The organism is Iodidimonas muriae, from assembly GCF_014647255.1.
Taxonomy (GTDB): domain Bacteria; phylum Pseudomonadota; class Alphaproteobacteria; order Sphingomonadales; family Rhodothalassiaceae; genus Iodidimonas; species Iodidimonas muriae.
Genome location: NZ_BMOV01000002.1, coordinates 115,972 through 136,488 on the forward strand (window position 1 = coordinate 115,972; position 20,517 = coordinate 136,488).

17 protein-coding genes and 1 tRNA gene are annotated in these 20,517 nt (G+C 55.6%); 5 read left to right on the forward strand and 13 right to left on the reverse strand.

All coding sequences use genetic code 11. The features are described from left to right. Positions 1 to 17 precede the first annotated feature (17 nt). The 3 genes from atpA to secA form a co-directional block, all read right to left on the reverse strand. A complete protein-coding gene (gene atpA, locus IEX96_RS02975) occupies positions 18 to 1,547 on the reverse strand; it encodes a F0F1 ATP synthase subunit alpha (RefSeq protein ID WP_188873460.1) in 1,530 nt (509 codons plus the stop codon). A 2-nt stretch (positions 1,548 to 1,549) separates the two neighbouring features. Next, entirely contained in the window at positions 1,550 to 2,107 is a 558-nt protein-coding gene (locus IEX96_RS02980) for a F0F1 ATP synthase subunit delta (RefSeq protein WP_150004191.1), read from the reverse strand. A gap of 240 nt (positions 2,108 to 2,347) precedes the next feature. Then, complete coding sequence (gene secA / locus IEX96_RS02985; protein WP_188873461.1) at positions 2,348 to 5,092, reverse strand: preprotein translocase subunit SecA; 2,745 nt, start codon at positions 5,090 to 5,092, stop codon at positions 2,348 to 2,350. Between the two features lie 260 nt (positions 5,093 to 5,352). Here secA and argJ point away from each other — a divergent pair, with 260 nt between their 5' ends. Both argJ and IEX96_RS02995 read left to right on the forward strand, forming a co-directional pair. Next, entirely contained in the window at positions 5,353 to 6,591 is a 1,239-nt protein-coding gene (argJ, locus tag IEX96_RS02990) for a bifunctional glutamate N-acetyltransferase/amino-acid acetyltransferase ArgJ (RefSeq protein WP_150004192.1), read from the forward strand. 223 nt (positions 6,592 to 6,814) lie between these two features. After that, positions 6,815 to 7,027 (forward strand): hypothetical protein, encoded by a 213-nt coding sequence (locus tag IEX96_RS02995; protein WP_150000955.1) that lies wholly within the window; start codon positions 6,815 to 6,817, stop codon positions 7,025 to 7,027. A gap of 101 nt (positions 7,028 to 7,128) precedes the next feature. Here the strand turns inward: IEX96_RS02995 and IEX96_RS03000 are convergent, their stop codons facing one another. Further along, the gene (locus IEX96_RS03000; protein ID WP_150004194.1) at positions 7,129 to 7,332 is read right to left on the reverse strand and encodes a Flp family type IVb pilin; all 204 of its coding nucleotides are present in this window, start codon (positions 7,330 to 7,332) and stop codon (positions 7,129 to 7,131) included. Between the two features lie 98 nt (positions 7,333 to 7,430). Between IEX96_RS03000 and IEX96_RS03005 the strand changes: the two genes are divergently transcribed. Beyond that, positions 7,431 to 7,892, forward strand: a complete 462-nt coding sequence (locus IEX96_RS03005; RefSeq protein ID WP_150004195.1) for a (deoxy)nucleoside triphosphate pyrophosphohydrolase — start codon at positions 7,431 to 7,433, stop codon at positions 7,890 to 7,892. A 16-nt stretch (positions 7,893 to 7,908) separates the two neighbouring features. On the opposite strand, the gene IEX96_RS03010 is transcribed toward IEX96_RS03005, so the two are convergent. Then, positions 7,909 to 8,493 (reverse strand): carboxymuconolactone decarboxylase family protein, encoded by a 585-nt coding sequence (locus IEX96_RS03010; protein WP_150004196.1) that lies wholly within the window; start codon positions 8,491 to 8,493, stop codon positions 7,909 to 7,911. A gap of 90 nt (positions 8,494 to 8,583) precedes the next feature. Between IEX96_RS03010 and IEX96_RS03015 the strand changes: the two genes are divergently transcribed. After that, positions 8,584 to 8,979 (forward strand): hypothetical protein, encoded by a 396-nt coding sequence (locus tag IEX96_RS03015; protein ID WP_150004197.1) that lies wholly within the window; start codon positions 8,584 to 8,586, stop codon positions 8,977 to 8,979. A 55-nt stretch (positions 8,980 to 9,034) separates the two neighbouring features. Here the strand turns inward: IEX96_RS03015 and IEX96_RS03020 are convergent, their stop codons facing one another. The 7 genes from IEX96_RS03020 to IEX96_RS03050 all read right to left on the reverse strand — a co-directional run bounded on the left by IEX96_RS03020 (position 9,035) and on the right by IEX96_RS03050 (position 18,170). Then, complete coding sequence (locus IEX96_RS03020) at positions 9,035 to 10,213, reverse strand: acetyl-CoA C-acyltransferase (protein WP_150004198.1); 1,179 nt, start codon at positions 10,211 to 10,213, stop codon at positions 9,035 to 9,037. Positions 10,214 to 10,259: 46 nt separating this feature from the next. After that, positions 10,260 to 10,703 carry a universal stress protein gene (locus tag IEX96_RS03025; protein ID WP_150004199.1) on the reverse strand — a complete coding sequence of 148 codons (444 nt, stop codon included), beginning with the start codon at positions 10,701 to 10,703 and terminating at the stop codon, positions 10,260 to 10,262. A gap of 97 nt (positions 10,704 to 10,800) precedes the next feature. Beyond that, entirely contained in the window at positions 10,801 to 12,297 is a 1,497-nt protein-coding gene (locus IEX96_RS03030; protein WP_150004200.1) for a PepSY domain-containing protein, read from the reverse strand. A 53-nt stretch (positions 12,298 to 12,350) separates the two neighbouring features. Beyond that, positions 12,351 to 14,501: a TonB-dependent receptor family protein gene (locus IEX96_RS03035; protein WP_150004201.1), complete on the reverse strand. Its 2,151-nt coding sequence runs from the start codon at positions 14,499 to 14,501 to the stop codon at positions 12,351 to 12,353. A 99-nt stretch (positions 14,502 to 14,600) separates the two neighbouring features. Continuing rightward, positions 14,601 to 15,050 carry a hypothetical protein gene (locus tag IEX96_RS03040; RefSeq protein WP_188873462.1) on the reverse strand — a complete coding sequence of 150 codons (450 nt, stop codon included), beginning with the start codon at positions 15,048 to 15,050 and terminating at the stop codon, positions 14,601 to 14,603. A 207-nt stretch (positions 15,051 to 15,257) separates the two neighbouring features. Beyond that, a complete protein-coding gene (locus IEX96_RS03045; RefSeq protein WP_188873463.1) occupies positions 15,258 to 17,768 on the reverse strand; it encodes a tetratricopeptide repeat protein in 2,511 nt (836 codons plus the stop codon). A 328-nt stretch (positions 17,769 to 18,096) separates the two neighbouring features. Beyond that, positions 18,097 to 18,170, reverse strand: a tRNA-Gly gene (locus IEX96_RS03050). A gap of 128 nt (positions 18,171 to 18,298) precedes the next feature. Here IEX96_RS03050 and argE point away from each other — a divergent pair. After that, the gene (argE, locus tag IEX96_RS03055; protein WP_229773539.1) at positions 18,299 to 19,468 is read left to right on the forward strand and encodes an acetylornithine deacetylase; all 1,170 of its coding nucleotides are present in this window, start codon (positions 18,299 to 18,301) and stop codon (positions 19,466 to 19,468) included. A 54-nt stretch (positions 19,469 to 19,522) separates the two neighbouring features. On the opposite strand, the gene IEX96_RS03060 is transcribed toward argE, so the two are convergent. Then, positions 19,523 to 20,482 (reverse strand): Hsp33 family molecular chaperone HslO, encoded by a 960-nt coding sequence (locus IEX96_RS03060; protein WP_150004205.1) that lies wholly within the window; start codon positions 20,480 to 20,482, stop codon positions 19,523 to 19,525. Positions 20,483 to 20,517: the final 35 nt, after the last annotated feature.

Consider the following 20,517-nt stretch of genomic DNA (forward strand, 5'->3'; position numbering starts at 1 on the left):
CCCCTATCGGACGTCGATTAAGCGAAATTGCCCGAGAAGCTGACGAGAATCGATTTTAGTTCGCTTTCGATCGCATCGGTCAACTTCTGCTCAGTACGGATTTTCTCAAGCAGATCGGCATGTTTGGAACGCATCTGGGTGAGAAATTCAGTCTCGAAACGGGTCACTTGATTGGCAGCAACCTTATCCAGATAACCGCGCGTCCCTGCATAGATGGACACCACCTGCTCTTCCACCGGCATCGGTGAATATTGCTTCTGCTTCAAAAGCTCGGTCAGGCGCTGGCCACGATTCAGCAATTGCTGGGTGGATTTATCCAGATCCGAACCAAACTGCGCAAAGGCTTCCATTTCACGATACTGCGCCAGTTCCAGCTTCATGGATCCCGACACCTGCTTCATGGCCTTGATCTGGGCAGCAGACCCCACACGACTCACCGACAGGCCCACATTAATGGCCGGACGAATGCCGCGATAGAACAGGTTTGTTTCTAGGAAGATCTGGCCATCGGTGATGGAAATCACATTGGTCGGAATATAGGCGGACACATCACCGGCCTGCGTTTCAACGATGGGCAGCGCGGTCAATGACCCGGCTCCATGATCTTCGTTGAGCTTGGCGGCGCGCTCCAGAAGGCGGCTGTGAAGATAGAACACATCCCCCGGATAGGCTTCACGTCCCGGAGGACGACGCAGCAACAACGACATCTGGCGATAGGCCACGGCCTGCTTGGACAGATCGTCATAAACGATCACGGCATGCATGCCATTGTCGCGGAAGAACTCACCCATGGCGCAGCCGGTATAAGGCGCGAGGAACTGCAAAGGAGCAGGCTCGGACGCCGTGGCGGCAACAACGATGGAATAGTCCATCGCGCCATTTTCTTCGAGGGTTTTCACGATCTGGGCGACGGTGGAGCGCTTTTGTCCAACGGCCACATAGACGCAATAAAGCTTTTTGGATTCATCATCACCGGCATTTACCTGCCGCTGATTGAGGAAGGTATCGATGGCAACGGCGGTTTTACCGGTCTGACGGTCACCGATGATCAGCTCGCGCTGGCCACGGCCCACAGGCACCAACGCATCAACGGCCTTAAGACCGGATTGCATCGGTTCATGCACCGATTTACGCGGAATGATGCCCGGCGCTTTCACTTCCACGCGCTTTCTTTCGGCATCCACGATCGGGCCTTTGCCGTCGATGGGATTACCAAGGGCATCCACCACGCGGCCAAGCAACCCGCGGCCCACCGGCACGTCCACAATGGTGCCCGTCCGCTTGACGGTATCGCCTTCCCGGATGTGCTGATCGGATCCGAAAATCACGATCCCCACATTGTCGGCTTCCAGATTGAGGGCCATGCCCTGCACACCACCCGGAAATTCAACCATTTCCCCGGCCTGAACATTGTCCAGCCCGTGGACACGGGCGATGCCGTCCCCCACCGAGAGAACCTGACCAACTTCTGAAACTTCGGCTTCAACACCGAAGCCTGCGATCTGGTCTTTGAGGACCTGCGAAATTTCCGCAGCACGGATGTCCATGGTCAAACCCCTTTCATGGCGCGTTCGAGACTGTCGAGCTTGGTGGCGATTGATCCGTCGATCATGCGGGAGCCGAGTTTGATGACAAGTCCGCCGATCAGCGACGGGTCCACATCCGCATTGATCGCCACATCACGCCCGGCAATCGACTTCAATTTGGCCTCCAAGGCCGTCATTTGTGTTTTGGTAAGCGCCCTGGCCGAACGGATATCGGCGGTCACTTCCCCTTTATGGGCAGCCTGCAGCGCCGCAAAATCGCGAATCGCAGGTGCAAGAGTGTTCAGGCGACGGTTTTGCGCCAGAACACCGAGAAATTTCATGGTCAAGGGCGACAGGCCCAAAGGCTTGGCAAGGCTCGCCACCATCGCACCTTGTTGGGTGCGGGTGAGAACAGGCGATGCCACCATTGCGGCAAAATCGGCACCATCAGCCATCAGCGCCTTCAATTTGCTCAGGTCGCTCTCAACGGTGTCCAGCGCGTCTTGTGCTTGGGCAAGCTCGAAGAGCGCCGTCGCGTAACGGCCGGACAGTCCGGAAACGATCGCTTTCTCTGCGGGCAAGGTCTTGATCCTTGTTGGGAAATCATGGTCGTTCGATTGTTGAAGCGATCTTTAGCGGGGTCCGTTTCCGGTCCGACCAGTGGTCTTGCCGCCAAGCCGCTCCACAACCAAGCGCGCACCCCTTAGCACAGGGGTTTTAGAGGTGCAAGCAAGCGGCGGGCAATTCTTTCACAGATCGGCCTTGCCGACCTGTTTTTACATGCAAAGCCGCCGCCATCTGCACCGGTCCAGATACATACATCAAAGCACCCCGTGGCAGTGCTTATATTTTTTGCCAGAGCCGCACGGGCAAGGCGCATTGCGGGAAACCCGCCCCCAAGTCGCGGGATTATTGGGGTCTACATCACGTGCCGCCTGACGCGCTTCCACCGTACCGCCCACATTCACCACCTGGGCAGACGCCCCCAAAGGCGCTTTTCCGGCGATCTGGTCCTGACCGGTATGGGGGTCAGGATGCTGGGCGCTCATTTGTTTGGGCGGTTCCGGCTCGGCCGGGGCTTCGGGGCGTTGCAGCTCCACATGACTCAACATCTGGGTCACCGATTCGCGCACATGGCCAAGCATCGCTTCAAACATCGCGAAGGCTTCCGTTTTATATTCATTAAGCGGATTGCGCTGGGCCAAGGCGCGCAAATTCACCGCTTGCCGCAGATAATCGAGATTGGCCAGATGGTCTTTCCATTCCTGATCGATGATCTGCAATAACAGGCTTTTTTCCACCTGCCGCCAGACATCCGGCCCATAGCGCGTGGCTTTTTCCGCCATAGCCCGCTCGCTGGCCATATCCAGCCGCTCGATCATTTTGGCCTGATCGATGCCTTCTTCCGCCACCCAGTCGGCCAGTGGCAAAGTCAAAGAGAAAACCCGCTTCACCTCGACATCAAGACCATCCACATCCCATTGTTCGGGATAGGCCTTGGCCGGACAATGGGCGCCCACCAGCGCATGGACGCTTTCCTCGCGCATGGCCTTCACCGTATCGGCCACGTCCTCCACATCCATGATCTCGCGGCGCTGCTCGAAGATCACCTTGCGCTGATCGTTCATCACATCGTCGAATTTCAGCACATGCTTGCGCATTTCGAAATTGCGCGCTTCAACCTTTTCCTGCGCCTTTTCGATGGCCCGGTTGAGCCAGGGATGGACGATGGCCTCGCCTTCCTGAATGCCCAGCTTCACCAGCATGGCGTCCATGCGTTCAGGGCCGAAAATACGCATCATGTCGTCTTGCAAAGACAGATAGAATTTCGAGGTCCCCGGATCGCCCTGACGGCCGGAACGACCGCGAAGCTGATTATCGATACGCCGCGATTCGTGCCGTTCGGTGCCCATCACATAAAGCCCGCCGGCTTCCAGCACCTTTTGCTTTTCTTCTTCCACCTCTTTGGTGATTCGGGCGATGGCTTCCTGGCGTTTTGCTTCATCGGTGATGTCGGCGGTTTCATCAGCGATGCGCATGTCCAGATTGCCGCCAAGCTGAATGTCGGTGCCGCGGCCGGCCATATTGGTGGCAATGGTCACCGCGCCCAAGCGGCCAGCCTGTGCAACAATGCTGGCTTCCTGCTCGTGATAGCGGGCGTTGAGCACATTGTGCTTGACCTTGCTCTTCTTCAAAAGCGTGGAGAGAAGCTCGGATTTTTCAATGGAAACCGTGCCTACAAGCACCGGCTGGCCGCGTTCCCGGCATGCGCGGATTTCTTCGACGATGGCCTGATTCTTTTCATCGGCGGTGCGATAAAATTCATCATGCTCATCTTTGCGCTGTACCGGCCTGTTGGTGGGAATGGCCACAACATCAAGGCCATAGATTTCGCCAAATTCCGCCGCTTCTGTGGCCGCGGTACCGGTCATCCCCGCAAGCTTGGGATACATGCGGAAATAATTCTGAAAAGTGATGGATGCCAGTGTCTGGTTTTCCGACTGGATTTCCACCCCTTCGCGGGCTTCCACCGCCTGATGCAAACCGCCGGACCACCGACGACCGGCCATCATACGTCCGGTGAACTCGTCAATGATGACCACCTTGCCATCCTTGACGATATAATCCGTATCGCGCTCGAACATTTTCTGGGCGCGCAGGGCCTGATCCACATGATGAACGATGGCGGTGTTTTCGTAATCGTAGAGATTCTCGCCCTTCAACAAATCATGTTCGCGCAGAATCTCTTCGATGCGCTCGGCCCCTTCTTCGGTGAGGGCAATGGTCTTGTTCTTTTCGTCTTTTTCATAATGCGTGTCATCCAAGCGACGCACCAGACGATCGATCTTCAAATACAGATCCGACTTGTCTTCTGTGGGGCCGGAAATGATCAACGGCGTACGCGCTTCATCGATCAGGATCGAATCTACTTCATCGACGATGGCATAATTGAAGGGCCGCTGCACCATCTGGTCCAGCCGGTATTTCATATTATCACGCAGATAATCGAAGCCGAATTCATTATTGGTGCCATAGGTGATGTCGGCGGCATAAGCAGCCCGGCGCTGATCGTCGTCCAGATCATGCACGATCACCCCAACACTGATGCCAAGGCGATCATAAACCTTGCGCATCCAATCCGCATCGCGGCTGGCCAGATAATCATTCACCGTAACGATGTGAACGCCCTTGCCTTCAATGGCATTGAGATAAGCGGCCAGAGTGGAAACCAGCGTCTTGCCTTCGCCGGTTTTCATTTCCGAGATATCGCCATTGTGCAGCACCATACCGCCGACCATCTGGACGTCGAAATGGCGCAGGCCCAACCCACGTTTTGCCGCCTCGCGCACGGTGGCAAAAGCCTCGGCCTGAATATCGTCCAGCGTTTCTCCGGCTTTCAAACGCTCCCGGAACTGATCGGTGCAGGCACGCAAGGCCTCGTCGGACAATTTTTCAAAATCAGGTTCGAGCGCGTTGATGGCTGCAACTTTAGCCATCAGGCTTTTCACGATCCGGTCATTGCGTGACCCAAAGATCTTTTTGGCGACTGCGCCCAAACCTAACATGTATAACCCCTTGAAAGACGGTGAGCCCATATGCCTCACAGCCATGCTGTTCTTTTGTGGACACGATGTTTTAGATACACATCGCGCTACTTTGCTTGTGGAGATAAGCGGGCCATTTGAGCCTGTCAACCAAGCCGACCCGGACAAAGGCTCTTGCATGGTGATCTGCCTCCCATCAAAGTGCGCTGTTTTTGGCTTTCTGCTGCCCCTTTTCCGGGCTGAAGAGGCTTTGTCGAACGCTTGCTTTTAAAGGAACGCCCATGGTTGCGCTAAAACGTTCGCCGCTTGCCCCCAAGCGCTTTCCCAATATGCTGCCGGTGCCGGGGATCGACCTTGCCACGGCGGCCACCGGATTGCGCTATAAGGGGCGACCGGACTTTTTGGTGATGCGCGCGAAAAAAGCGGTGGCAACCGCCGGCGTCTTTACCCGCTCCCTCACACCATCCGCGCCGGTGGATTGGTGCAAGACACAGTTGCATGATGGCTATGGGCTGGCACAGGCCATTGTCGTCAATGCCGGAAACGCCAATGCCTTCACCGGCAAGATCGGGGCAAAAGCCGCCGAATCCGTGGCCGAAGCGGCAGCGGCCCGGCTTGGCTGTGCACCCGGACAGGTGCTTCTTGCCTCCACCGGAGTCATCGGTGAGCCGCTCGACAGCCGGCCGTTGATCACAGCGCTGGATGGCCTGTCCTTTCACGGATCACATTGGGAAAGCGCCGCAACCGCCATCTCCACCACCGATACCTTTCCGAAAGGGGCCTGTGCCATTGCGCAGATTGAAGGCCAGCAAGTGGTGCTGGCAGGTGTCGCCAAAGGATCGGGCATGATCCAACCGGATATGGCCACCATGCTGGGCTTTTTGTGCACCAATGCAGCCCTTGCGCCGCCTGTTTTAAAAGCGCTGTTGCAAGATGCCGTCGATCATAGCTTCAACCGAATCACCGTGGATTCCGACACATCCACCAGTGATACGGTTTTGATGATGGCCACAGGAGAAGGGGCACAATACGCCCCGATCACCGAAGCGGACGATCCGCGCCTTGAGGATTTCCGAGCGAAATTGCGTATCCTGACACTGGATTTGGCACATCAGATTGTGCGCGATGGCGAAGGCGCCAGCAAATTTGTCACCGTGCGTGTTTCAGGGGCCGAAACCGTTGATGCCGCCACGCATGTAGGCTTTGCCATTGCCAATTCGCCGCTGATCAAAACCGCTTTGGCCGGAGAAGACCCCAATTGGGGACGCATCGTGATGGCGGTGGGAAAATCCGGTGAACGGGCGGACCGCGACCAACTGAAGATCTGGATCGGCGACCAGCTTGTGGCGGAAAATGGCATGCGCCATCCCGCCTATGATGAAGAAACCGCCGCCGCCCATATGAAAGGCACAGATATCTGCCTGCATGTGGATCTGGGGGTGGGAAAGGCCGATGCCACCGTTTGGACCTGCGATCTGACCCATGGCTATATATCCATCAATGCCGATTATCGCAGCTAAGGATATGGCTTCCTGAGATAGGCAAAGCATAAATAACATATGAGGCAGGACCTGCCGGGTATCGGGGGAAGATTCTGCCCCCGACCCGCATCTGTTCTGAAAGAACCTCATAAGGAAAATTAAAAAATATAATTAAAACAGGGAATTACGCATCTTCTTGGACTCTGGCACGGCTCTTGAAAAGACATCCGCAGAAAGCCAACCGCTTGAAGGAGATCTGATCATGTCCAGCCCGTCCGATGCCTATCTCACCTTGCTGCAACAGGTAGAAAATGCGCTTGAAGAGGCTTTGCATGGAGGCAAAGTACCGCCCGGCCACAGCCAGCGCGATGAGCTGGAAAGCATGCGCCGCGAAGTGTCGGCCGTGCGTCGTGCCATGCTCGAACGCGACATCCCCCAAGAACAGCCGATGACCGCCGCCATGGGCATGCGTTGACAGGCATATAAGTTCCCATTTGGTGAAGGGTTGGCCCAAACGGGAGGATATAAGCAGGCGAAGATCTCTGGTCTTCGTCGCAGATCAAGCAGTTTGGAAATTCATTGGGAAGTGTCGCTCATGGTGCTTTCTGCGTTTTCCATATTGCTTGATAAAGCATTGAAGCTATCGATGGCCTCTGCCCCGAACAGAGAGGCCACAGCAATAATAACCACAGACATGATCGCAATGATCAGGCCATATTCCATCATGGTCGCGCCGGATTTGTCGCGCAGAAACCTGCCGATTCGTGAATGGCTGTGCATGGGCTCTCCCCTGATTCCCCATAAGCCTGCCGGAAAATCCTTGCACAGATGTTAAAGGGACAATTGTCTGAAAATGCGCTTCATGCTAGGCGCATGGCATGACAGAAAACGCCCATCAATCCGCCCCGTGCCCGCCCCGCCCCATCAATGTGAGCGGCAATCTGCCCATTATCCATGTTGTGGCCGCCGCCCTTGTGGATAGCGATGGCCGGGTTTTGATCGCCCAACGGCCCGAAGGCAAAGCCATGGCGGGCCTGTGGGAATTCCCCGGCGGCAAGGTGGAAACGGGCGAAATCCCCGAAATGGCCCTGCGCCGCGAGCTTTATGAAGAACTGGGCATCGATGTTTGTGTCTCTTGCATGCAGCCTTTCAGCTTTGCCAGCCATTCCTATGACCGGTTTCATCTGGTGATGCCATTATTTGTGATACGCAATTGGGACGGCCTTGTGCGCCCCTTGGAAGCTGCCGCGCTGAAATGGGTGCGCCCGATGCGATTGGGGGACTATCCCATGCCCGCAGCCGATCTGCCCCTTGTGAGCATGTTGCAAGATTTACTTTAAGAGCTTGCCGTTCGGATCAGGATTTCTTTTCCGCATAGGGGCCGCGAGAGATCAGGCTGTCTTCAGAAACGCCGAGCCCCAGAATCGTGCGGTTTACATAAGAAAAATAAGACACAACCTGATTGATTTCCAAAATCTCGCCATCATCAAAGCCGGCATGGCGCAGGGCATCGATATCCGTTTTCCCAACAGCGCGGGGGCTGCGGGCCAGCTTTTCCGCATAATGGGCGGCGGCGACATATTTTTCGGCAAGCGCGGTTTGCGGCAAACCGGCCTCCAAAGCGGTGCGGATTTGCGCCGCACGGCCATCATCATCAAGCTGCTGCCGAAGCGCGGCATAGCAATATTCCACACAATAGGGGCAGCCATTGACCAGACTGGTATAAACGCCCACCACATCCAGAATCCACGAAGGAAGTTTGTTTCCCGGATGATGAAAAATGGATCTGTAAAGCGCCATATGCCCGGCAAGCGTGTGAGGCCGCAGGGCATGCGCCATCAAAAGGCCATCGACAATGCCATCTTCCGCCTCGGCATCCTCATAAAGAGATTGGAGTTCCCCGCTGGCTTCGTCGGGCTTGATCGTCGTGATCCAAGTCATTTTTAACCCCTCAAGTGCCGATTATGACACGGGATATAGAATACGTTAAGATGACTTTTAACGCCCCGATATAATTTGGGAAATAGGATTATGCTTGGTAAAAAAACTGGATTGCTCATTTTGTGGTTCGTAGCATCACAAACAGCGCTAGCACAATCACAAGATCAACCACCCCCATCCGGGCCAGAAGAGCTGGCACAGGATGCCAGTGCGCCCCCCTTATGCACCGCACAGCACGAGGGCCTGTTGAGCTGTCAGGCCAACCGGGTTTGCGAATGTATCCATGCCCAGGCGATTCCGGCGCAAGGGCTTCCGGACCGCTGGCGTTGGGATTGCTCCATCAAGCGGCCACGATGCGAACAGCCACCAGCGGATCTGGGTCAGAATCTGGACCTGAACGAATGGCCGGTAATCATTGATTATGAGGCCGGCCAAGCCCATGAGCATGAGCACGGCCATAAAAACAAGGCCGACCGGCCCCGATAAAGCATGGCAATACGGGACCGGATCAGCCTTGGGAAGAAAGAGCGAAGAGGCTAAATCAAACCACTTCAAACAATCCGGCAGCCCCCTGGCCACCGCCCACGCACATGGTGATAACAACGAATTTCACACCGCGCCGCTTGCCTTCGATCAGCGCATGGCCGGTCAGACGTGCCCCCGACATGCCATAAGGGTGGCCGATGGAAATGGCGCCACCATCCACATTGAATTTTTCAGGATCGATGCCCAGCTTGTCGCGGCAATAAAGCGTTTGGACGGCAAAGGCTTCGTTCAGTTCCCAAAGGCCGATATCATCCACCGTCAAACCGTGGAGCTTCAACAATTTGGGAATGGCAAACACCGGACCGATCCCCATTTCATCCGGATCGGTGCCCGCAACGGCCATCCCGCGATAAATCCCCAAAGGCGCGATACCACGGCGCTCGGCCTCGCGGCTGTCCATGACCACCGCAGCGGACGCGCCATCTGAAAGCTGGCTGGCATTGCCTGCGGTGACACATTTTCCCGGCCCCCGCACCGGCTTCAGGGACTGCAATCCTTCCAAAGTGGTGCCGGGCCGATTGCCTTCGTCTTTTTCGATATGCACATCCCGACTGGAAATCTCACCAGTTTCTTTGTCTTTCACCAGCATTGTGGTGTCGAAGGGAACAATCTCCGCATCGAAACGGCCCTCCTCTTGGGCCGCGGCGGTGCGTTGCTGCGAGCTGAGCGCATAAGCATCTTGCTCTTCACGGCTGATACCATAGCGCTGGGCAACAACTTCGGCTGTATCGATCATCGGCATATAAGTGGCCGGGCGCATCGCCACCAAAGACGGGTCCGGCTCCACCCGGAATTTCTCGTTCTGAACCATAGAGATGGAATCAACGCCACCGCCGACGGCAATTTTCTGACCGTCAAACAAGACCTGCTTGGCCGCCGTGGCAATGGCCATCAGGCCAGAGGCGCATTGGCGATCCACCGACATACCGGGAACATGGGTCGGCAAGCCGGCCCGCAAAGCCGCCAAGCGGCCGATATTGGGGGCCTGCACCCCTTGTTGCAACGCCGCACCAAGGATCACATCTTCCACTTCACCCGGATCAATGCCCGCCCGTTCTACCGCTTTGGCGATCACATGTCCGGCCAAAGTAGGGGACGGCGTATTGTTGAACGCCCCGCGAAAAGCTTTTCCGATGGCAGTCCGGGCGGTGGAAACGATAACGGCATCATGCATGGGTTTTATCCTTTAGAGACATCGGCTCGTGAAAGAGACAATTTCGTTACGGAACAAGAACAACTGGTGTTTCGGCAATATGGGCAACGGAATTGGCCACAGAGCCAAGGACCAGATCCGCAAAGCTGGAATGGCCGCGTCTGCCGACGATGATCATTTCCGCCTGCCGCTCTTTCGCCAGCTTTTTCAGCTCGCGGGCGGGATTGCCCCAGCTATAATAACTGTCCACATCGGTAACGCCCAAGGATTTGGCAAGCTCGACAAGCGGAGCCAGAACCGTTTCCTTGGCAAGTCTTTCTTCTTCTTTTTTATCAACAGGGCGGCGCATGGCTTCTTCCACCGAAAGCGGAGTGAAGCCCGACCAATGGACGATATTGGCCAATAGAATATGTCCACCGCTATGGGCCGCATGCTTGGCGGCAAATTCAACGGCCCGACGGCTGCACTCGCTTCCATCCACGCCAACGATATAAAGATAGGTCTTGGACATTTGGCTCTCCCCTTCAATCCATCTGGCTTTCCCGATGACATATCAAAAAAGCCGAAGGACTAATCCTGACAGAGCCTTGCGCCGATTGCCCGCAGGATCAAGGGCTCTTTTTCCGCTGTGTGTCCAATTGCCGGATTCGGCGGATTTGTGTCACCCACCCGAACAGGCTTGTCAGCACGATCAGGGCGACAAAGCTCATGATCACCACATCCCGCGGCTTTTGTCCCATCCAGTCGAGAAAGCTCCATTTATGGACGGTGTTGAAAAATTTTCCTTCCCGCACATCCGCCTTGCTGACGGTGGCTGCCACAACCGCATCAGCGGCATCAACAAACAAAAGCGGCGTTTCGGGATCGTCAAAGGCCACACGCCAAACCGGCAAGCGCTTGTTCAAGAACCCGTATTCCGGGGTAAAGCCATGCACCTGATCCATGGAAACGATCCGGTTCTCGCCGAGTCCGGTTGCCTTTATTGCCAGCGCCCGCGCAATATCTTGCGCGGCATTTTCCATCAATGCTCCGCTGTCACCTTTGATCCACAAGGCTGTGGGCAATGCCTTGGCAGCAGACATTGCCTGATCCGGCATCGCCCCATGATGGGCATGGGCAAGAGCGCTATGACCGGCGCTTTGCTGCGGGGCCGCCAACGCCACCCGCCACACAAGATCACCTGCTTCCGAACGCGCAGCCGAAAGGCCTGTTACCGCCTGTGTTGCAGCGTGGGTTTGTGCCATAGCCGCCACATCATCGCCCTTTAGCCCTAAAAGCTCGGACGCCGAAAAGCGGGTTTGCGGCACAACCGAAGGGGCAGCACTCAAAAGCGTGCTGGCATGCAGCAAATGATACAGGCCGGAACTTGAAAACATCAAAGCCGGAATCACGGCCGCATGGGCAAGAATCCGATGCCATTTTCGGTCCATCTTGGCTTTTCTTCTGGCCCGCAAAAGAATCAGCAAACCAAGCCCCAGCACCGCCGCTGCAAACAAGCTGCCAATCAATAAACCGATCAGCATCACACGCGCCCATTCCGCACCTGCGGGTAAAAAAGACATGGTGTGCACATTGGTGAACACCGTAAGGATCGCATCCCGTGTGCGATTGCCGATGGTTGCCAATCGCCCGCTGCCGGTGTCCACATAAACGGTGATGCGGTCCGATCGGTCAAACACCACACGCCAGATGGGCAAAAGCGGATTATTGGCCGGATAATCTGCCGTATGCTGCGTGAGATAATCTGCCGATTTGATGGGGCTGCTTTGATCGCCACTATAATATCGGGCCAAGGCCTCGGCCCGCATCCGGTCCCCATCGGGCTGTTCAGCGCCGGTTTGCGGATTGAAATAACGGCGCGGACCATCCGCCCCTTCCCGGATCAGATAATAATCATTGGCGGTCTTGGCGGCCTCCGGCCCGGTGCGAACGGCCCGCACTTCAACGGCAGATGAAATGCCGGCCCCTTCCATGATCGCGCCGGGGGCCTGTGCACCCCCTAATTCAAGCGGCCAGACGGGCGTGGAAAAACTGGCAGGACGCGGCGACAACCACACCATGATCGGATGTGAAAGACCTGACAGCCCCCAAAGGAGGGCTGCCACGCCTGCAATCCATGCGGCTCTATAATGCCATTTGAATACTGATTGCTTCATGATCAAAAGCTGGCCTTGATCCCGGCAAAAACACCAATACCGTCACCGGGCGTGAACACATTGAGCGCGGTTCCATCAACGGAGGCATCAATCACGTTCGAGAAGGTGGAGATGTACCGCTTATTGGTGATGTTTTGCACATTGGCATAAAATTCCAGACCATCGGCGATGGTTGCCCCGGCCTTCAGGCCAAACACTGCATAATCGGTGGCTCTCAAGGTGTTGGCAAAGTCCACCCATGGTGCCTTCGGCGCCCATTCCAGAGTCATGGCAATATGGAAGCGATCCGGCTCTTCCAACCGCACTTCCGCATTCAGCAAATGCCGCACGGTCACCGCAAGCTGATTGTTTTCGAACTGTTCATCATCCTGGAAGAAGAAGTCGCTCAGCGTATAGGCCCCTTCGATGATCAAACGGGCCTCATCCCGCCCGAACAGACCCTCGGCGGCGGTCAGATGCAGGCCGGCTTCCAGCCCTTGATGGATGGTATCATCGGCATTGAAGCTATTGGCCGGGATATTGCCATCAATGGCGAAGCGCAGGAATTCCCCTTCGATCCATGCCCGATATAAGGTGACATCCCAAGCCAGTGGACCCATGGCCCCCCGCGTTCCCACTTCTGCGGTCCAGCTTGTCTGCTTTTCAAGTTCGACAAATTGCAAGATCGGTCGTTGCACCAGTTCCGAGAAAGCAGGCGGCTCGGCACTTTTGGTAATGTTGGTCCAGATCTGCGTGCGGGGAGCAACATCCCAAAGCAGGCCGAATTTGGGATTCAGGGCTGAATAATTCACCACATCATCATTGATCGGGTCGAAATTGTCCGTGAAATCGCGCTTCGTCGCAAAGGCTTGCAGGCCCAGATCCACCGCAAATGTATCGGTCAGATAAATCTGGTCCGTTGCATAGCCTTGAATAATGGACGCATCCTGCTGCGTGGACTGGATGTGAAACCCGCGCCGGCCACCTTCATTGACAAACCAGTCATCATCGATCGTGCTGCGCCGCGCGGTCATGCCAAGGGTGATATTATGGCGCAATCCGGCAAGGCTCAGACTGTCTGTATAGCGCCCGAACAAGCCATAATCCCGCACTTCATCGTCAATAAACACAAAGATGGGATGGTCAAGATCGCGGATGGTGCCATAAGCGCCGAAATCCAGTTGCCCGCTGGCCCCCATTTGCACACTGGTTTTGTTGATCAGCCGCAAGGACCGGATATTACGCGCCCAGTCATTATCGATATTGTTCTGGACGGCCTGTTTGCGGTCTGTGAGAGCGGTGTCGAAATCCAGCGATCCGGGGATTTCCTGATTGATATGATTGGCGATCATATAGAAGCGGGTTTCCACCTGTTCCGAAAGTTTTATACCCACATTGGTTGTAAATCGCCCAGTGATTTGCGTGCTATGGTCGCGAAACTGGTCAGAATGGACGCCGGTGGCTCCAGCGAAGAAATCCCAGTCATCTCCGGCCCGCGCCATCATTCCGGTCACCTTGGCCGTGCCGAAACTGCCGCCTTCCACCATCAGGCTATTGGCATCTGCGGCGGTGCGCCCGGTGGGGGACACCACATTAATGGCCCCGCCCAAGGAAGCCGCGCCAAAATCGAAACCATTGCCGCCTTTATACACTTCAAGATAGCGCACAAGTCGTGAATCAATTTCCTGAAAATCACCAAAACCGTCAGAGAAGTTGATCGGCGTACCATCCAGCAACAGCTCGACACCGCGCAAATGGAAGTTCAGGCCCAATCCCGATCCGCGGATGGACAGACGAATTTCTTCCGAATAGCGTTCTTGCGCCAAAACACCGGGGGTCATACGCAACATGTCGCCCAGATGTTCTACATATTCCTGACCGAATTCTTCAGCAGCGACCAGATCCACCGCCCCGGAAATACGCGTCATCCGGCGGCGCGCCTCTTCCAGGCCGGGGGCTGTCATAGAGCCCTTGCGGTCTTCGGTCACAATAATTTCTTCAACGATGGAGCGGTTTTTTGGCCCGTCCGCTCCCTCTTCCTCCAAAGAGGCGGCCCAGCCTTGGGCAGTAAAGGGCATATGGATCAACAGGCCGAAAACAAGAGCGCTGGCCGTTTGGCAAGCACGGGCCTTCGCGCAGGCATTCAGCCTGCGGCTTTTCATAGAACGCAGCATAAGGATATATTTCCCGAACACTCGTGCGCATTACGATTGAGCGCACAATTACGCATATGGCCCGACAGGAAGGAGCGGGCGTTTATAGATCAAAAAGCGTTATGCGTATGCGGGAGGAGCGCGGGCATCGAAATTCCCAAGGGCCGCCATATTATCAAGGCGGATATCCTTGGGCCATGCCCAGGAGCGGGCCATGGTCCATAAAGAAAGCAGGCATCCCAGAAGGATCATTGCAGCGGCGAGAGCTGCTATCACCGCAAAGACGCAAGGCGCTGCATCGCGGTGTGTCATATCCGACTGTGTGCCATCTGCTTGTGCGTGATGTTGATGTTCGTCAAATACCCCTTCAAAGGGCGTGCCTTCGACCAGCCCTTCAAGACCATCGGGGCAGAGCACAATCAACGGACCATCGGATTGCGCCCATGACATATCAATCATAAAGCCTACAGGGATCAAAGCACGCAACAACAGGCCGCTTAAAAGCAGCCAGAGCCCCCAACGCGGAATGGGAAGCGCCCCTTGATATGTATGACAATCACGCATGGTCATATGGTGCCGCACGCCTGTGCAAAATGTCAACTTATAAGTGCGCAGATTTTATATCATGGTTATAAATACGGGAAGAATGTCACAAAATGATCACAGGGGACATTTCCCTTCTGTTTTTTGTGAATCCGGCGCCGGAAAAGGCGTCTTATGCGGTCTGTCTGTCATCGGACATTCTGTGCCGATGCTCTTCTTCTGCGCATAACGCGCCTATGCCACAGACCGTCCGGTAAGGCGGGTGATTTCCGCCGCCAACACATCCAGATTAAGCGGTTTGGGAACAAAGCCGTTAAAACCGGCCTTTCCGAATCGGGCCTGATCATCTGACTGCGTGCTGGCCGTAAGCGCAATGATCGGCGTTTGGGCTCCGCTGCCTTTAAGCGACCGGATGGTCTGTGTGGCGCGAACGCCATCCAATACAGGCATATAGGCATCCATCAACACCACATCCCACGCATTGGCCTTCACCTGATCCACCGCTTGGGCCCCGTCATCGACAATCTCATAATGCACATTCCAGCTTCCCAAAATCGCCGACATAAGCTGTTTGTTCATGTCATTGTCATCGGCCACCAGAATACGCAGCGGGCCATCGGCCTGTTGTGCGTCCGGCGAGCCCACCGGATCATCATCCGGTTGATCCGGTGCGTCGCATAACAAATCAGGCACAGCAGCAGGGGCGTCCCCGGACGGACTCGAGCAAAGCTGGCATGGCTCGCTGGAATCCGAGGCAATCTCTACCGGGACTGCAAACCAGAATCGGCTTCCCTTGCCTTCTTCGCTGTTAAAACCAATGTCCCCACCCAAACACAGGGTAAGCTGGCGGCAAATATGCAACCCCAGTCCGGTTCCTTGGATATCTCCTCCGGCACCCAATTTTCCCTGATTATATTGCTCGAACAATATGGCCTGCACATCATCGGCGATGCCGGGACCGCTATCCACCACTTCAAACATCAGGGTTATTTTTCCTGCATCTTCTTGCTTTTCAGCGCGGGAAATACGTACCGTGACACCACCGTACTGAGTGAATTTAATGGCGTTGGAAATCAGATTGAACAGCACCTGCTGGATACGCTTGGGGTCGGCAATGATCCGATCAGGCAGATCGGCAGCCAGATGAACATCGAAGGTCAAGCCACGTTCTTGGGCATTGGGCTGCCATAAATCACTATAGCTTGAAACCAAGCTTTTCAGGTCAATGACACACGGCTCCAGATCCACTCGTCCCGCTTCGATTTTCGAAATATCCAGCAGATCATTCAGGATCACCAGCATCGCCTGACCCGCCTGCCGAATCGCTTCAGCCTGCCGGCGTTGGGCCGGATTGAGCGGACTTTTCAACAACACTTGCGCCATGCCCAGCATGCCATTGAGCGGGGTGCGGACCTCATGGGTGGTTGTGGCCAGCAAATCGGATTTCGCCCGGTCGGCTTTTGCCAAGGCATCCTTGGTTTTTTCCAGTTCTATCGCCTTTAAGGCGGCGATTCGGCGGGCAAGAATATTGCTCCGCAAGCTCCAGGCAAGCCCGCCCGCAATCAGAACCATGATCGCCAAACTGCCGACCGTGACCTGTCGATAGGACTTTTCCTTCTCCAATTGCAGGGCCTGGATTTTCTGATCACGGTTCAAAAGGGCAATTTCATGATCCTTTTCCGCAAGATCGAATTCGGCGCGCAAAAGGGACAGGGTGCGATCACGCGCCTGATTGAACACCGCATCTTTCAAGACGATGTGCTCTTCCAAATGCTGCAAGGCGCTTTCGATATTGCCTTGCGCACGCTCGATTTGGCTCAGCAGCGCATGCATATCGCGCAGACGGTGATTTTCCTTGGTTTCAAGAGCAAGGTCCAACGCCCGGTTGGCAAGCGTGAAAGCATCGTCCACACGCCCGTCGGCCAAGGCGATCTGCGCCAGATACTGAAAATTGTCTCCAGTAACGGATTTGATGCCTAAGCGCGTTGAAAGTGTCAGGCTTTGATTGAGATATGGCGCGGCCTCCTGATATTGCCCCATCCGGACCAGAGCTTCGCCGGTATTGTGCAAACCATGCGCAAGAAAATACGAATTATCGGAGGCACGGGCCAGCACGCGGGATTCTTCCAGAAGGGGAAGCGCCTTTTCAGAGGCTCCGGCTTCCACCAGCACATAGGACAGATTAATCAGAATCCGGTTCAGCAAAGTCGCTTCATCCAGATCCCTAATCTGCTGAAGAGCCGTACGCAAGAGACTCTCCGCCTCTTGATAATCGCCGGTCAGCGCATAAAGCGTGGCAATATTGGTGAGGGATTGCACAAGGGCCAATTCCAGACCAAGCGCCCTGCGCAAATCCATCGCCTTACGCATGGCCAATAAAGACCGATCCATTTGGCCAAGGCGCATATAGGCCACGCCAAGAGAATCATTGGCATCGGCCAAATCCGGCCCTGTAATGGCATGGGCTTCGGCAACGGAAATGGCCTGATGCCCCAATTTTAAAGCATCATCGAAAGCGCCCAGGCGGGTTTGGGCGCGGGCCGCAAGGCTCAGGGCTTTCACCTCTAGCCCGGGAGCCTTGATATTCGCCACCCGTTCCAGCGCTTGTCTGGCAAGAGACAGCGATTGCGCCGGATCGTAATCACTCGCGGCCACGGCATCGGCCACAAGCTGTTCCGCCGATTGGAGCTGTGCCGACCGGAGCGGGATTTGCGAGGCGGTGGCAAGACCGCTCCAAACCGTCATCAGAAGAAACATCCACAGGGGCAAAGAGCCGGCCACTTGCCTATAAGGCCGTTCAACGTGGTTCACTGATTCTAAATATCCTGCATGAAAGGCACCTAAAAGTTTCTATATGTTGCCAATCACGTGTTTCTATTTTCTTAAGACGAGGCATCGCCCAGAAAAATCACGAAAATATTCGTATAATTGGCGAGGGCAGGAAATATGGCCAAAGCTATGGGTGTTTGCCGCGCACTCCATCAAACCCTATGACTTATGCGCCAATGCCGCCGAAAGGGGACCGCGTGCCCACATGGCTTTGAGTATCAGCGAATTGGCGGGAAATAAGGAATGGAGCGGGTGAAGGGAATCGAACCCTCGTCACTTGCTTGGGAAGCAAGAGCTCTACCATTGAGCTACACCCGCATCAGGCTGGGCAGGAAACTAGAGCCGGTGCGTTGCGAAATCAAGCGTCAATGATTGCACAGCACAAAAGGCGCTGGCATGGTGAGCTTTCTTCCTCTTTGCAGCCCAAGGACTCTGCCGTGCAGCCAATGGATACGCCGCTCGAGATCATCAAACATCTGATCAGCTTTCCCACCATCAGCCATAACAGCAATATGGATCTGATCGCTTATGTGCGGGAATTATTGGCCGAGCACGGGATCACCGCACAATTATTTGAAAATCCAGAGGGCACAAAAGCCAATCTATTGGCCAGTTTCGGGCCTCGGGATACGCCCGGCCTTCTCATCTCCGGCCATACGGATGTGGTGCCGGTTCTGGGGCAAGCCTGGTCGCGTGATCCTTTTGAAGCCACCATCCATGAAGGGCGGCTCTTTGGGCGCGGCGCATGCGATATGAAAGGCTTTATCGGTCTGGCTTTGGCATTGATCCCGCGCCTTGCCAAAGCCGATCTGAAAGTGCCCGTGCATTTGGCCCTGTCCTATGACGAAGAAGTGGGATGCGCGGGCGTGCGCTCTTTGGTGGATCATCTGGCGCATCTGCCGGTCAAGCCACGCTTTGCGCTGGTGGGCGAACCCACCTCCATGAAAATCGTCACCGCCCATAAAGGGATCTGCGTGCAACGCATCACCATCACCGGAAAGGCCGCCCATTCCAGCCTGCCCGATGAAGGGGCCAATGCGCTTTTTGCTGCCGGTGATCTGTTGGGTTTTCTTTCAAAAATGGCCACAGATCTGCGCGAGATTCGTGACGAACGTTTCGAGCCTGCCTTCACCAGCATCAATATCGGACAGGTTTCGGGCGGCAATGCGGTGAATATCATTGCCGATCATGCGGTAATCGATTGGGAGTTCCGCCCCATCCCCGAAGCCGATCCTGATGCGCTTTTGGCGAAGATAAAAGACTATGCACAAAGCGTGGTACTGCCGAAATTGCGCGCCACAGCCCCCCAAAGCGACATCCGGTTTGAAACCATCGCCCAAGCCCCGGCTTTGGATGCTGCGGGATCAGAAGATGCGGAAGCGGTGATGCGCAAGTTGACAGGGGCCAATGAAAGCCATGCCGTTTCCTTCACCACGGAAGCCGGATTGTTCCAGAAAATTTCGGGTATTCCGGCCATTGTGTGCGGGCCGGGGTCCATCGAACAGGCCCACAAACCCGATGAATATGTAAGCCTTGATCAGCTTGGGCGGGCGCAAAGGCTTTTATCGGCCCTGATCGATTGGGCCGAGCGAGGCCAGGCAGAATCAGCGTTATGAAGACAAGGGCAGAGGGGCAGAGGGGCAGAGGGGCAGAGGGCCAAGATCACAGCGTCACTCTGCCAATCCCACATCTTTTGGGGCAAAATGATAAGCGCGGCTGCAAAATTGGCAAATGGCCTCGATCTTCTCGTCTTTGATCATATGGCGCAGATCATCTTCGGGAAAGGTGCCCAGAACGGCCAGAAGCTTATCGCGGGAACAGCGGCACTGATGCGCAACATCCAAAGGATCGGACACCCGCACGCCATCTTCGTGATAAAGCCGGTATAACAGGCTGTGCAGATCAAGCTGCGGGTCCAGCAGCTCCACCGCCTTGACACTTTCCATCAAGATGGATGCACGCCGCCAGTTTTCCTGCTCATTGCGGTCCAAAAGCCGGGGGCCGCCCTCTTCACCCCGCGCCAGATGCTGCACCATGATGCCGCCAGCCCGCCAATGTCCAGACACCGGATCAATATCCGCCGCCAGACGCAGCGCCGTGGGCGTTTGTTCGGAATTCAGGAAATATGTGACCGCACAGTCGCTTAAACTTTCCCCGGTCAAATCCACAATGCCTTGATAGCGCTCCATATCCGCGCCTTGATCGATGGTCATGGCCATATAACCACCATGCCCCACAAGGCTGCGAAAATCCGGGTCAGCCCCCAAAGCCGCCAAGGCTTCCGCATCATAATCCGCATAGCCCCGAATATGACCGGGCGTATCGAAATCGGCGACCAGAAAATTCACCGGCGCACTGTCTTTGGCCTTGGCCTGAATGGTCACCGTGCCGTCGAATTTCAAAATCGAGCCCAAAAGCCCCGCCAGTGCCACCATCTGCCCCACCAAAGTGGCAATCGCCTTCGGATAATCATGGGCGATGATGATTTCATCCACCGCTGTGCCCAGCCGGATGGCGCGGCCGCGCACATCCATGCCTTCGATCTGGAAGGGCTGGACCTGATTATCCGACGTGCCGCCATCTGCCACAATAATGGGCCGGTTATCTGATCGTTTGGCACTGTCCGTCATGGGTCAACTCACGCTTAAGGGCTGAATGCCCCCCA